The organism is Lentzea californiensis, assembly GCF_024648825.1.
Taxonomy (GTDB): domain Bacteria; phylum Actinomycetota; class Actinomycetes; order Mycobacteriales; family Pseudonocardiaceae; genus Lentzea; species Lentzea californiensis.
On the sequence record NZ_JANBBE010000013.1, the window covers coordinates 19,304 to 32,316 of the forward strand.

11 protein-coding genes are annotated in these 13,013 nt (G+C 70.6%); 5 read left to right on the top strand and 6 right to left on the bottom strand.

The window, feature by feature from the left end:
- Positions 1 to 24: 24 nt before the first annotated feature.
- On the top strand, positions 25 to 813 hold the full coding sequence (locus tag LX88_RS34840; RefSeq protein ID WP_258952048.1) for a cytochrome P450: 789 nt from the start codon (positions 25 to 27) through the stop codon (positions 811 to 813).
- Entirely contained in the window at positions 810 to 2,066 is a 1,257-nt protein-coding gene (locus LX88_RS34845; protein ID WP_258952049.1) for an MFS transporter, read from the top strand. The genes LX88_RS34840 and LX88_RS34845 overlap by 4 nt, the downstream gene beginning before the upstream one ends.
- A gap of 8 nt (positions 2,067 to 2,074) precedes the next feature.
- Here the strand turns inward: LX88_RS34845 and LX88_RS34850 are convergent, their stop codons facing one another.
- Positions 2,075 to 2,692, bottom strand: a complete 618-nt coding sequence (locus tag LX88_RS34850; protein ID WP_258952050.1) for a class I SAM-dependent methyltransferase — start codon at positions 2,690 to 2,692, stop codon at positions 2,075 to 2,077.
- On the bottom strand, positions 2,679 to 4,172 hold the full coding sequence (locus tag LX88_RS34855) for an MFS transporter (RefSeq protein WP_258952051.1): 1,494 nt from the start codon (positions 4,170 to 4,172) through the stop codon (positions 2,679 to 2,681). Before LX88_RS34855 ends, LX88_RS34850 begins: the two co-directional genes overlap by 14 nt.
- A 345-nt stretch (positions 4,173 to 4,517) precedes the next feature.
- Here LX88_RS34855 and LX88_RS34860 point away from each other — a divergent pair, with 345 nt between their 5' ends.
- Positions 4,518 to 5,183 (top strand): response regulator, encoded by a 666-nt coding sequence (locus LX88_RS34860; RefSeq protein ID WP_258952052.1) that lies wholly within the window; start codon positions 4,518 to 4,520, stop codon positions 5,181 to 5,183.
- Positions 5,184 to 5,218: 35 nt separating this feature from the next.
- On the opposite strand, the gene LX88_RS34865 is transcribed toward LX88_RS34860, so the two are convergent.
- Positions 5,219 to 6,172 carry a Rieske 2Fe-2S domain-containing protein gene (locus tag LX88_RS34865; RefSeq protein WP_258952053.1) on the bottom strand — a complete coding sequence of 318 codons (954 nt, stop codon included), beginning with the start codon at positions 6,170 to 6,172 and terminating at the stop codon, positions 5,219 to 5,221.
- A 1-nt stretch (position 6,173) separates the two neighbouring features.
- Positions 6,174 to 7,379, bottom strand: coding sequence for a monooxygenase (locus LX88_RS34870; protein WP_258952054.1), 1,206 nt, complete (start codon positions 7,377 to 7,379; stop codon positions 6,174 to 6,176).
- Between the two features lie 205 nt (positions 7,380 to 7,584).
- Here LX88_RS34870 and LX88_RS34875 point away from each other — a divergent pair, with 205 nt between their 5' ends.
- A complete protein-coding gene (locus tag LX88_RS34875; protein ID WP_258952055.1) occupies positions 7,585 to 9,732 on the top strand; it encodes an MMPL family transporter in 2,148 nt (715 codons plus the stop codon).
- Positions 9,733 to 9,833: 101 nt separating this feature from the next.
- Here LX88_RS34875 and LX88_RS34880 read toward each other — a convergent pair whose 3' ends face one another.
- Entirely contained in the window at positions 9,834 to 11,273 is a 1,440-nt protein-coding gene (locus tag LX88_RS34880; protein ID WP_258952056.1) for a HAMP domain-containing sensor histidine kinase, read from the bottom strand.
- Positions 11,270 to 11,953, bottom strand: coding sequence for a response regulator transcription factor (locus LX88_RS34885; RefSeq protein WP_308203478.1), 684 nt, complete (start codon positions 11,951 to 11,953; stop codon positions 11,270 to 11,272). Before LX88_RS34885 ends, LX88_RS34880 begins: the two co-directional genes overlap by 4 nt.
- Positions 11,954 to 12,208: 255 nt before the next feature.
- Between LX88_RS34885 and LX88_RS34890 the strand changes: the two genes are divergently transcribed.
- Complete coding sequence (locus LX88_RS34890) at positions 12,209 to 13,012, top strand: ABC transporter ATP-binding protein (protein WP_258952058.1); 804 nt, start codon at positions 12,209 to 12,211, stop codon at positions 13,010 to 13,012.
- Position 13,013: the final 1 nt, after the last annotated feature.

Sequence of the window (13,013 nt, forward strand, 5' to 3'; positions counted from 1 at the left end):
GCGCTCGGACTGCCGGCCACCGGCGTGGATTCGGCGTTCGCCGACGAGGAGACGACCGCGTTGGCGACAGCTGCGCAGCGGGCGGTCGGCGTGCGATACGGCATCACCCACACACGAGTACGGCGCACGGCACGCGGACCGAAGGTCGTCAGTGTCCACTGGGGACTCAGCGATCTGGTGGCGGCGAAGGTGGAGGAGGCCGAGCAACCGGGCGCCGTGCCGGGCGACCACCTGATTGGCCGGGTCATCGCCAAGAACCAGGAGAAGCGCGTCCTCGACCAGGAGGACATCGCCGCGTTGTGCCTGGTCGCTCCTGACCGCCGGGCACGAGACCACGGCCAACGTGATCTCACTCGGCACCGTGCTGCTGCTCGACAACCCCGAGCAGCTGGCCGCGATCCGCGCCGACCCGTCCCGCACCTCTGGCGCGGTGGAGGAGATCCTGCGCCACCCAGCATCACCGACCCGAGTGGGCTGCGGGTGGCGACGGCCGACATCGAGGTCGGCGACATGGTCGTCAAGGAGGGCGACGCCGTCGTCGTGTCCACCGCGGCGGCCAACTGGGACGAGAGTGTCTTCGCCCATCCGGAGAAACTCGACTTCGACCGCGACGCGGGACATCAGCAGCCGGCCTTCGGCCACGGCATCCACCGGTGCATCGCCCAGAACCTGGCCCGTGTAGAACTCGAGATCGTGTTCAACACCCTGTTCGCCCGAGTTCCCGGCCTCCGGCTCGCCGCCCCCGTCGAGGAACTGTCGTTCAAGGATGGCGCGCTCCTCTACGGCATCCACTCGCTGCCCGTCACCTGGTGAACGCGACCTCCGAAGAGCCCGCCGTCCGCCTGCTGGCTCCGCTGCGGGAACGACGCTTCGCGCTGTACCTCGTCGGCCAGCTGCTGTCCCAGATCGGCGACGGCATCTACCTGGTCACACTGCCGTTCGTCATGCTCGACCAGGGCGGCGGTCCGGCGAACCTCGGCGTGGTGCTGGCCTGCTACGGAACGGCCAGACTGGCCTTCCTCCCGGTGGGCGGAGCGCTCGCCGACCGCCTGGGAGCCCGGCCGGTGATGCTCGCCGCGGACGCGCTCCGTGGCCTCGTCGTGCTCGGTTTCGTCGTGCTCACCGCCAACGAACACATCCCGCTCTGGGCCATGATCACGGTTGCGGTTCCGTTCGGCGCCCTCGGCGGGATCTTCATGCCGGCCTCGTTCGCCGTGCTACCGCAGATCGTGCGTCCCGAGTCGCTCGCCGCGGGCAACTCCCTGATCCAGATCATGCAGAGCACGTCGAGGATCGCCGGGCCGGCGCTGGGCGGAATGCTGGTCGCGTCGCTCAGGAGCGGCGTGGGCCTGCTGATCGACGCGATCACGTTCCTGGTGTCCAGCCTGACCCTGATGGTGATCCGGCCGCCCAAGCCCGCAGCCGGAACAGCCGGCGAGACGGCTGTGCTGGACGCCGGCGACGGCGACCGGCTGCGGACGTGGCGATCGGTGCTGCGCTATGCCGCCGGCGCGCCCCTGGTGAGGATGACCCTGCTGACCACGCTCGTGTTCAACCTCGCCGCTGTCGGCCTGATCGAGATCGCACTACCGGTCTTCGCCCAGGACTCGCTGGGCCGGGGAGCCTTCGGGTTCGGGGTCATGATGGCCGGCCTCGGTGCCGGCTCGGTCATGGGAGCACTGCTGGGCCCGGCACTCCTGCGCCTGCGCCGCCGCGGGCTCGTGGCGCTCTGCCTCGGCATCGCCGAGGGACTCGCACTGGCAGGTGTCCCAGTGGGTTCCTCGCTGGCGGTGGCGACCGCGGCGATGTTCACCGCCGCGTCCCTGCAAACCACGGTGAACGTCTTCTACATGACGATGCTCCAGCGGACGGTGCCCGCCCGGGCGCTGGGCAGAGTCATGAGCCTGCTGGCCACCTGCGCCGGTCTCGCCTACCCGGCCTCCGCGTTGCTCGCGGGGACCGCGCTGGCCAAGGGCGCCCCGGAGGTCGTGATCGTCGTCGCCGGACTGGGCGTGTCCGCGGCCTTCTCGGTCGGGTTCTTCAGCAGGCCGTACCGCAACCTCTGAGCCTCAGGTCACTCAGCGGGCTTCCGGTAGATCAGCCGGATGTTCTGCGGACCGGCCGAGGCGCGACGGCGTTCGAAGAGCTCGTCCAGCAGTGCGACGACCGGGCGGCGGCGATGCCGGGTGAACACGGGCCGCCAGAGGAACAGGACGAGTTCACCGCCTGGTCGAAGTACCCGGTGTGCCTCGCGGATGGCGGCCAGCGGGTCCTGCATCTCCTCGAGGCTGTACCCGTAGAACAGGGTGTCGGCCTGGTCGTCGGCCAGGGGAAGCTTGCAGCCGTCACCGGCCACGTAGGACATCCGCGCACCGGGCACGCCGTCCAGCCGGTGCCGCAGAGATCGCATGGCCGACGGTGCCGGGTCGAGGGCGATCAGCGTGTTCTCGCTGCCCAGGTGGGTTTTGAGCGCCGTGGTGTAGAAGCCGCCTCCGCTGCCGACTTCCAGGCAGACCGTGCCGGGGCGCCGGTCGATCACGCGCAGGTCGTAGCGCGGCAGGTCCCACCCGAGGACCATCCGCAGGACCGGGCTGCTGATCAGCCGGTACAGGCGGTCGGGTGTGCGCCAGCCACCCCTGACACCCGGCTGGGCCGGATGTGTCGTGCTGGTCTTGAGATCAAGCTCGGTCATCGTGGTGTGATTCCTTCGTCTTGGGCAGGGCACGTGCCGCGGCGATCGTGGCGAGGACGAACAGGACGACACCGACCACCAGCGCGGCTCGCAGGCCGTCCACGAACGCGGCACGGGCCAGCTCGAGCAACTGGGAGCCCGCTTCGGCCGGCAGCCCGGCCGCAGCCGCTGTCGCCTCGGTCAGCCCGTCGCGCGCCTGTGCCGCCACGCCGGGAAGACCGGCCGAGTAGATCAGGGTGGCGATGCTGCCCAGAACCGTGACACCGAGCCCAGCGCCGAGCTCGTAGGCGGTCTCCTCGACAGCGGCCGCAGCGCCCGCCTGCTCGGCCGGTGCGGCGGCGAGCAACGCGTCGGAGGCGGCGGTGAGCGAGATGGAGACACCGAACCCGGTCGCCGCCAGCACCGGCCCGAGCAGCCAGAGGTTCTCGGTCACCGTCAGACCCGCGGCGCAGACCGCCAGGGCCACCGCACTGACGGCGAACCCGGCGATCGTCATCCGGCGATTGCCGAACCGCTGCAACAACGGCCCGGCGACGACGCTGCCGACGACCGCCGAGACCATGACGAACATCAGCCGCAACGCGGCGGGCATGGGTTGCAGCGCGAGCACGAGCTGCAGGTACTGGGCGAACAACAGGCCCAGGCCGACCAACGAGGTGAGGACCAGCAGGACGCTGGCGACCGCGACGCTGAAGGCGCGGTCGCGGAACAGCGTCACGTCGAGCAGCGGAACAGACAGCTTTCGTTGCCGCCGCACGAACGCCACGAGCAACAGACACCCGAGCAGCCCGGCAACCGGCCCGAGCACGAACATCGCCCCGCCGTGCGGAGTCTGCTTGACCGCGAAGGCGACCCCGATGACGCCCAGCCCGGCAAGCACCGCACTGAGTGCGTCCCACGGCCCGTCCGGCGGGTCCGCGGACTCCGGGATCAGCCAGTAGGTCAACGGAATCGCCACGACCATCACCGGCACGTTGATCAGGAACGCGGCGTGCCAGGAGAACGTCTCCACCAGGAAGCCACCGAGCAGCGGCCCCAGCACCGCCCCCGAACCGGCCACCCCGCTCCAGATGCCGATGGCGGTCTGACGTTCGGCACGGTCGGGAAAAGCCTGGCGCAACAACGACAGCGTGGCCGGCATGATCATCGCGCCACCGACGCCGAGCGCGGCCCGCGCGCCGATGAGCACCGCGACGTTGGGAGCCCACGCGCACGCGAGCGAAGCCAGCCCGAACACCACGTAGCCGAGCACCAGAACCCGGCGCCGCCCGTACCGGTCGCCCAACGTGCCGAAGGCGAGCAGCAGGGGCGCCGCGACCAGCGAGTAGACCGCGATGATCCACAGCTGGCTGGTGGCGGTGGGCCGCAGGTCCTCCGCCAGCGCGGGCAAGGCCATGTGCAGCACCGTGGCGTCCACGGACACCAGCAGCAGACTGGCGCACAAGATCGCCAGCACGAGCCAGCGCCTGTCCGCCAGCACTCTGGGAGGAACGGTCACAACCAGTCGGCCTTACGTAGATGGCGATGCACAGGTTCCAGTCTGGCCAATTCCGGTCCGTGACACCTCATCCTCCAGGCGCTCGTGAATCATCCTGTGGTAGCAGAAGCGCAGGTCCGCTGGCCATGCCCACGTTAGCCGAAAGCCGGCGCCGGAATCGCCGGAGATCCGGTTTCGCGACGTCCGGCACCTCCACGCGACGGTCTCGTGCCGGCGGCCAACCGGTCTGAGCGCCGTTCTAACGGTCGTCTCAGGTCCGCTCGGTATGAAGTAGGCATCGCCGGACGGCGGCTGGCCCGTCCACGCGACCCTGGAAGGCAGCCGTTCATGATCTCTGTGCTCGTGGTGGACGCCCAGCCGCTGCAGCGCTTCGGGTTTCGCATGCTGCTGGAGAGCACCCCCGACACCGAGATCGTCGGCGAGGCCGAGAACGGCGCGGAGGCCGTTCGGCGGGCCACCGAGCTGCATCCCGACGTGGTGCTGATGGACATCCGCATGCCGGGCGTCGACGGGATCGAAGCCACCCGGCGCATCGTCGCCGCCGGTGGGCGTTCGCGAATCCTTGTGCTGACGACGTTCGACGTGGACCGGTACGCGTTCGCCGTGCTGCGGGCCGGGGCGAGCGGGTTCCTGCTCGAGGACACCCGCCCGGAGGAGCTGCTCGCCGGCATCCGGGCCGTCGCCGCGGGGAACGCGGTGATCGCGCCGGCGCTGACCCGGCGGCTGCTCGACGCGTTCGCCGACCAGCTCGACGACGACCTCGGCGGGCCCGTGCGGGAGGATCCCCGGCTGGACTCCTTGACCGGCCGCGAGCGCGAGATCCTCGTCGCCATCGGCCACGGCCTCACCAACGGCGAGATCGCGCAACGGTTCACGCTCTCGGAGTCGACGGTGAAGACCCATGTCGGGCGGGTCCTCGCCAAGATCGGCGCACGGGACCGGATCCAGGCCGTCATCCTCGCCTACGACATGAGACTCACCCGGCCTGTCTAGCGCTTCACCTCGCGCGTCCGCCGGAACTCCGAAGATCAGGCGAGCACGACCCGGCCCTCGACGACCTTGACCGGGATCTCGGTCAGCGGTGCGGGTGCCGGCCCTCCGGTCACCCTTCCGTTCTCGTCGTAGGTGGCGCCGTGGCAAGGACACCGGAACCCAGGGCCGGCGTAGGAGACCGGGCAGCCCTGATGACTGCAGGTGGCGTTGAACGCCAGGAAGGTGTCCGGCGCCGGGCGCAGGAGATGGGCGGGCGTCCCGTTCGGCATCGTGAAGCTCTTCGACGAGCCGACGGCGACGTCGTCGGCCGCGGCGATCACCGGGCCGCGGCTCACCGGGTCCGCGGGCGAGCCGGCAGGGCGCCGGGCGAGCGCCAGCGCGCTGCCCGCGGTGACTCCGGCAGCGGTCGCCGCCCCCGCGATCAGACCGCTCCGCAGCACCGTGCGCCGCTCGACGTCGTCCTGCACCGTCCCGTCTTCCTCCGGCGTGGGGTGCTCCGGCAAGCCGAGCCCGTGCCGCACCTTCGCGCGCAGCCGGGCACTCAGTGACAACACCCCGGCGTCGCCCGCGATCAGCAACGGGGTCCAGGCGAAGGCGAACACGATGTCAGCCCCGACGTAGTACGGCCGAGTCGTCCAGCTCACCGTCAGGAAGAAGCTGAGCGAGAGGAGGACACCGCCGAGTGCGGCGAGCCGGGTGAACAGCCCGAGCAGGGTGGCGAGCCCGGCCGCGATCTCCCCGAAAGCGATCGCCAGCCCGGCGGCGGTCGCGTGGCCGGCGGCCAGCGAGACCAGCGGGCCGATCGGGGAGGTCGCGGCGGCGCTCACCATCTGCGCGTGGACACCGAGTGGGGAGGTGTCGTCCAAGTAGTGCGTGTCGAGGAGCTTGGAGAGACCGGCGTGGGCGAAGGTGCCGCCGAGAAAAGCACGCAGCGGCAGCAACACCCAGACCGGCGACCGCCTCGGGGAGTCCCAACGCAACCGTGTCATGTCAGGACTTGCGGGGGGAGACCGTCATGATGCCCGCGCACATCTCGTCGCTGGTGCCGTCGCCCCACACCACGTAGCGAGGCGGCAGCTTGCTCAGCTGCGGCAGCTGTTTGCGCAGCCCCGCGTCGTGCGTGCACGTCACCCTCAGCGTGTCCCCCGGACCGATCTCCACCGGTGAAGGCAGCTTCAGCAGCCGCTGGTCGTCGAAGTCGAACTGCGGCACGTCCAGCACGACCTCGGCGTTCGGCGTGCCCGGGTTGAGTTCGACCTTGATGGCGCGCCCGAGCAGGTGCATGTGGCCGAAACCGGCGAACAGCGTCATCGGCGCCTCCACCTGGTGGTCGCAGGTCTGGGTGTTGCCAGGCTTCGGCGCACTCTGGCCGCACTCCTCCAGTTGCTCGTCCGCGGTACCGCCGACCTCCGGCCCGAACCGCTTCGTCACGTCCGCGATCGAGGCTGCCCGGTCACAGAGCGGACCGGACTCGTCGGGGGAGCAGGGCAGGTCGGTCGGCGCGTCGAGCGGCCACGTGACGAATTCCCGGGTCTGCGGCGTGCCGTCCGTCAGCCGCAGCCGCACCGCCGAGCGGTCCGACCCGGCCGGTCTGCCGTCGGTCGCGAGCAGGTTGTAGTGGAGCTGGAGGACGATCAGGCTGCCCGGTTCGAGCTTGAAGCCGGCGTCCTCGGTGAACAGCGTCTCCGCGGCGCCCGGCGCCCAGGTGTCCACCCACGCCGCTTCCCCCTCTTCGACTTCGGCACCTTTCACGCCGGTTCCGCCGAAACACTGCCAGCCGAGGCCGGGGGTCTTCGCGTCCTGCTCGCGCACCGCGGCTGCGCCGCCCGGCGGCACCGCGTACACGATGGCGTGGTGCGCGATCGCGACGTTCTCAGGCGTGACCTGGGTCCCCGTCAGGAACGCCGCCTTGGTCAGACCCGGATCGATCACCTGACACCGGTACTCGTCCGTGCCACCGCCCTCCGGCGGAGCGGGCGTGTAGGCCTCGGCCATCTTCAGGTCGGCGAACCGCTCGCCTGCGCGCAGCGGTTGCGGTGGAGCCGGCTGCCGGCCCGCGTGAGCGTTGTGCGAGCCGGGCGGGACGGGCGCCGCGCCGTTGCCGGCGTTCGACCCGCAGGCGACGACGGCGAACGTCGTCGCCAGCGCCACGGTGGCCGCCCCGAACCTCCACAGTGGACTATGAGTTCTCGTCATGGCCTGAACGCTAGGGCCAGATCCGTCCCGTTTCGTCGTACCGCGGTCGTCACTTCGGCAGGGAGGCGGTACGACGGTACTACTCCGTCGAGTCCCTTTAGGACTAACGGCGGGCCTGAGCACCGCATTAACGGTCTTCTCAGATTCGCTCGGTAGGAAGTCGGCGCCAGGTAGGCGAAGTAACACGTGTGCAGGAGGCTCGTGAATGGCAGTCGACGCAGTGCCGTCCGGGAGAACACCGGCAGGTCGGTTGGCAGGCCGGTGGGTGCCGTGGTCGGTGATCGGCTTGTGGTTGGTGCTGACGGTGGTCATGGGGCCGTTGAGCGGAAAGCTGAGTTCGGTCACCACCGACAAAGCCGCGGACACCCTGCCGGCCAGCGCCGAGTCCACCAAGGTCGCGGTGCTGGAGGACAGTCTCCCCGGCGGGGACGACAACACGTTCGTCTTCGTGTACCACCGCGCCGGCGGCATGACCGACGCCGACCGCGCGACGGTCGAGCGCCACCACAACACCCTTGCCCAGCAGTACCCGCCGAAGGCGCTGGCCCCGGCCGGCGAGGAGGACGAGGGCCCGCGGACGAGACCCTCCGCCGACGGCAAGGCGATGATGTTCACCCTCGACGTGAGCACGACCTACGGCGCACCGGAGGCCATCGTCGGCCCGCTGCGCGACGCCGCGAAGGACCGCCCCGCCGGCCTGGAACTCGACGTGACCGGCCCGGCCGCGGTCGACGGCGACATGGACGCCGTCTTCGACGGCATCGACCTGCAGGTCCTCCTCACCACCATCGTCGTCGTCACGCTGCTGCTCGTCATCACCTACCGCAGCCCGGTGTTGTGGCTCATTCCGCTCGTGGCCGTGGGCGCGGCCGCACTGACCTCGATGGCGACCGTCTACCTGCTCGTCAAGGGCTTCGGCATCGTGGTCAACGACCAGAACTCGGCGCTGCTGACGATCCTGGTGTTCGGCGTCGGCACGGACTACGCGCTGTTGCTCATCGCCCGATATCGGGAAGCGTTGCACCACCACGAGAACGTCCGGGTCGCGATGGTCCACGCGCTCCGCGGCGCGGCGCCGGCCATCGTCGCGTCCGCGGCCACCGTGATCGCGGGTCTGCTCTGCCTGCTCGTCGCGGACCTGAACAGCACCAGCGGGTTGGGCCCGATCGGCGCGGCCGGCATCCTGTGCGCGCTGGTGGCCATGCTGACGCTGTTCCCGGCGATGCTGGTGTTGCTCGGCAGGCGGATCTTCTGGCCGGCCATTCCGCGGTTCAGCACGGCGGTGGAGGAGAAGCCGGGGCTGTGGGTCCGGCTCGGCGCCGCCATCAGCCGCCGCCGGTGGGTGGCGACGCTCGGCTCGCTCGGAGTCCTGGGCGTGCTCGCCATCGGGCTGGTGGGCAACACCAGTGCCCTGCGGGAGCAGGACCAGTTCGTGTCCGCGCCGGAGTCGGTCACCGGCTTCTCCGTTCTCCGCCAGCACTTCCCGGAGCTCGGCGGCCAGCCGATGACGATCTTCACGCGGCCGGCCTACCAGGAGCGGGTGCTCGCCAGCGTCGAGAAAATTCCCGGCGTGGCAGTGGCCATCCCGGGTCAGACCAGCGGTGGCTGGACCGACATCTCCGTGTTCCCGGCGGACGCGCCGGACACCACCGCGGAGTACGACACGATCAAGCGGGTGCGCACCGCCGTGCACGCGGTGAGCGGGGCGGAGGCGATCGTCGGCGGGCCGAGCGCGGAGAACCTCGACACCTCGGTGACCGCCGGCCGCGACGAGAAGCTGGTGATCCCGTTGGTGCTCATCGTCGTCCTGCTCGTCCTCGGGCTGCTGCTTCGAGCGGTCGTGGCCCCGCTGGTCCTGATGGCCACCGTGATCGTCTCGTTCGCGGCGGCCTTCGGCGGCAGCGTGTTCGTCTTCGACACGATTCTCGGGTTCAAGGGCGTCGACTACTCGGTGCCGCTGCTGGCGTTCCTGTTCCTGGTGGCGCTCGGCGTCGACTACAACATCTTCCTGGCCAGCCGGGCCAGGGAGGAGACCGTGCGTCTGGGCACCAGAGAGGGGATGCTCAAAGCCCTTTCCGCCACCGGTGGCGTCATCACCTCGGCGGGCCTGGTCCTGGCGGCCACGTTCGCGGTCCTCACCACGCTTCCGCTGGTGATGCTGATCGAGGTCGGGTTCCTGGTCGCCTTCGGCGTGCTGCTCGACGCCCTGCTGGTGCGGTCGGTCCTGGTGCCCGCCCTCACCCTGCTGATCGGCCGGCGGATGTGGTGGCCGAGCAAGCTGTCGCGGCCGGCGGAGCCGCCGGACGGTCAACGGCCGCGCGCCGACGATGAGGAGCCCGCGCTGCAACGGTGAGCGCGGACGAGATCCGGGACGGGGCCCAGGCTCCGTCCCGGATCTGTTCACGGGCCCGACGTTCGCCGCCCTCCGGTCCTGCGCCGTGCGGCCGGGGCGGGTCAGCGCACCGCGGTGTCGTCCCCGGCGGTGAGCCGCGCGATCGGGACGGCCGGAAGGTCGACCCGGAGCAGCGCGCCACCGCGTGGGGAGCGGCCCACGGTGGCCTGGCCGCCGTGGGCGTCGACGACCCGCTGCACGATCGACAGCCCCAGACCGGATCCCGGCAACGCCCTGGCGCTGTCGGCGCGGTAGAACCGGTCGAACACCCGCGGTACGTCGGTGGCGTCGATGCCCGGCCCGGCGTCGTCGACCTCGAGCACCGCCGAAGTGCCCTGGGCGCTGAGCCGCACCTGGACCGGCTGGTCCGCGGGGGACCACTTGCCGGCGTTGTCGATGAGGTTGAGCACCGCCCGTCGGAGCGCGGCGGGACGCCCGCTCACCCACACGGAGGTCACGTCGAGCGCGACCTCGACGTCGGGCATGCGGGAACACGCCTGCGCCGAGGCGGCCACCACCACGTCGGCGAGGTCGAGCAGTTCGGTGTTCTCGTCGGTGACGTCACCGCGCGCCAGGTCGGTCAGCTCGGCGGCAAGGGTGCTCAACTCGGCCACTTGGGCGCCGAGGTCGTTGAGCAGCCGGGTCCGGCTCTCCGAGGGCAGTGCGCTGTCCAGGGTGCCGCGCCGATCGAGCCGGACCAGCAGCTCGATGTTGAGGCGCAGGCTGGTGAGCGGGGTCTTGAGCTCGTGGGCGGCGTCCTCGGCGAGCAGCCGCTGGGCCCGCCGGGAGTCCTGGAGCGCGGCGAGCATGTCGTTGATGGACTGGATCAGCTCCCGGATCTCCCCGCCGCCCTCGTCCGGGATGTCGGCGTCGAGATCCCGGGTGTGCGCGACACGGACCGCGGCGGCGGTCAGCCGGTCGATCGGTGCCAGCCCGGTCCGCGCCACGGCACGCCCGACAAGGGCGCCGCAGGCCACGCAGAACAGCCCGATCAGCAGCATGCCCAACCCGAACCGGTTGATCGGGGTGTCGTCGGCGGCGCGGGCCACCTGGACCGCGCCGCCGCCCGCCCGCAGCGTGTGGACGAGGTAGCCGTCGTCATCGCTGTCGCCCGACTCCATCAGGTCGGCCGACGCGCCCTGCGCCACGCGCCCGGCGTGCTCGCTGACCGGGGGCAGCGCGGGTTGGCCGACCGGCGTCCGGATCGAGCCGTCGGGCAGGATGATCCGCACCAGCCGACCGGATCCGGGATACGGCGGTAGCTGGACCTGCGCCAGACCGGCGCGCTCCGCGTTCGCCGCCAGGACGCGGGAGTCGGCGCGCAGCTGGTCCTCCGCGGTGTTCCGCAGCTCCCAGTCCAGCAGTTCGCTGGCCACCTGGAAGGCCATGAACACGCTGGCCGCGATGGCCGTCGCCGCGATCACCGTCAGCCTGGTCCGCAGGGACCGCCGACGCCACCAGCGGCTCAGCCGGCGCGAGCCCCGGCCGTCGGGCCTGCTCACGGGGGAGTCTCCCGCAGCGTGTACCCCAGGCCGCGCCGCGTGTAGATCAGCCGGGGCTCGCCCCCGGCCTCCATCTTGCGGCGCAGGTAGCTCACGTACACCTGGAGGTTGTTGGAGGTGACGCTCATGTCGAAGCCCCAGATCGCGCCGAACAGCTCGCCTCGGGTCAGCACTCGGGTCGCGTTGCGCACGAGGACCTCCAGCAGGAAGAACTCGGTCCGGGTCAGGCGGAGCGGCCGCCCGCCCCGCCACGCCTCGAACCTGTCGGGATCGACCCGGACGTCGGCGAACGTCAGGATCTGCGACTCGTCGTCACCCGGCGCGCGGCGGCGCAGCAGGGCCCGGACCCTGGCCAGCAACTCCTCGGTGGCGAACGGCTTGGGCAGGTAGTCGTCGGCGCCCGCGTCCAGCCCCGCGACCCGGTCGGAGACCTGATCCCGGGCGGTCAGCATCAGCACCGGCAGATCCCGGCCGGCTGCCCGCAACCGCCGGCAGGTCTCCACCCCGCCGAGGCGGGGCATCATCACGTCGAGGATCAGCAGATCCGGCTCGTCGCCGTCGATCCCGTCGAGCACGGCGAGACCGTTGGCGACGGTGCTGGTGTCGTAACCCTCGACCTGGAGCACCCGCTCCAGCGACTCGCGGATGGCCGCCTCGTCATCCGCGATCATGATCCGCACGCCGGCCCGCCCCTCCAGTCGGTGCTTTTGCCGCTCATCGTCCCGGATCAACCTGAGGCCAGGGTTAGAGCGTCACCGCTGTGGCCACGGCGCGCCGATGACGTCCGTGTCGTCGAATCCAGGCTGGGATCACCGCGGAGCAAGAGGTACAGCCTGCGCTACCAGAAGCGGCCTGCTGCCTGGGTCGTTCCGGCGGGAGGGCGACATTACCGTCCTGCCTGGGAAATCGACGAATAGGACCTCGGGTTTTTTGTGATGTCAATCCAAAATGTACAAGTTGATGGACCTTCTGGTGCGGGCGTTGGCAGACCCGCGTCAGCGGTGCGGGTTCAGGGCCTGAGAAAGGTCTACGGCACGGAACCGCAGGCGGTGACTGCCCTTGCGGGCGTCGACGCGATGTTCGAGCGGGGCACGTTCACCGCGGTGATGGGGCCGTCCGGTTCGGGCAAGAGCACGTTGCTGCAGACCGCGGCGGGGCTGGACCGGCCGACCGGCGGCCAGGTGTGGGTCGGCGACACGGAGTTGTCGCGACTGTCCGAGACCGACCTGACGAAGCTGCGGCGGTCGAAGATCGGGTTCGTCTTCCAGGCGTTCAACCTCATCGGAGCGTTGACGGTGCAGGAGAACATCGTGTTGCCGTTGCAGCTGTCGGGGAAACGTGCCGACGCCGCATGGGTGCGGCAGGTCGTCGATCAGGTCGGGCTGACTGATCGGCTGTCGCACCGGCCGTCGGAGCTGTCCGGCGGTCAGCAGCAGCGGGTCGCGATCGCGCGGGCGTTGGCGACGCGCCCGGAGGTCATCTTCTGTGACGAGCCGACCGGTGCGCTGGACACCCAGACCGCGGCGGAAGTGTTGAGCCTGCTGCGTTCGGTGGTGGACGAGGCGGGTCAGACGGTGATCATGGTGACGCACGACCCGGTGGCGGCGTCGTACGCCGATCGTGTGATGGTGCTGGCCGACGGCCGGATCGTGCACGACATGCCGCAGCCGGGTGCGGAGCGCATCGCGGAGCAACTGGCCCTGCTGGGCCGCCGTCAGCGCGTGACGCAGGAGCGCTGAC

What these genes read in the sequence shown, in the direction of transcription:
- LX88_RS34850 (WP_258952050.1), bottom strand. Translation starts at nt 2,692, where the DNA reads ATGACCGAGCTTGATCTCAAGACCAGCACGACACATCCGGCCCAGCCG.
- LX88_RS34860 (WP_258952052.1), top strand. Translation starts at nt 4,518, where the DNA reads ATGATCTCTGTGCTCGTGGTGGACGCCCAGCCGCTGCAGCGCTTCGGG.
- LX88_RS34865 (WP_258952053.1), bottom strand. Translation starts at nt 6,172, where the DNA reads ATGACACGGTTGCGTTGGGACTCCCCGAGGCGGTCGCCGGTCTGGGTG.
- LX88_RS34870 (WP_258952054.1), bottom strand. Translation starts at nt 7,379, where the DNA reads ATGACGAGAACTCATAGTCCACTGTGGAGGTTCGGGGCGGCCACCGTG.
- LX88_RS34875 (WP_258952055.1), top strand. Translation starts at nt 7,585, where the DNA reads ATGGCAGTCGACGCAGTGCCGTCCGGGAGAACACCGGCAGGTCGGTTG.
- LX88_RS34890 (WP_258952058.1), top strand. Translation starts at nt 12,209, where the DNA reads ATGTCAATCCAAAATGTACAAGTTGATGGACCTTCTGGTGCGGGCGTT.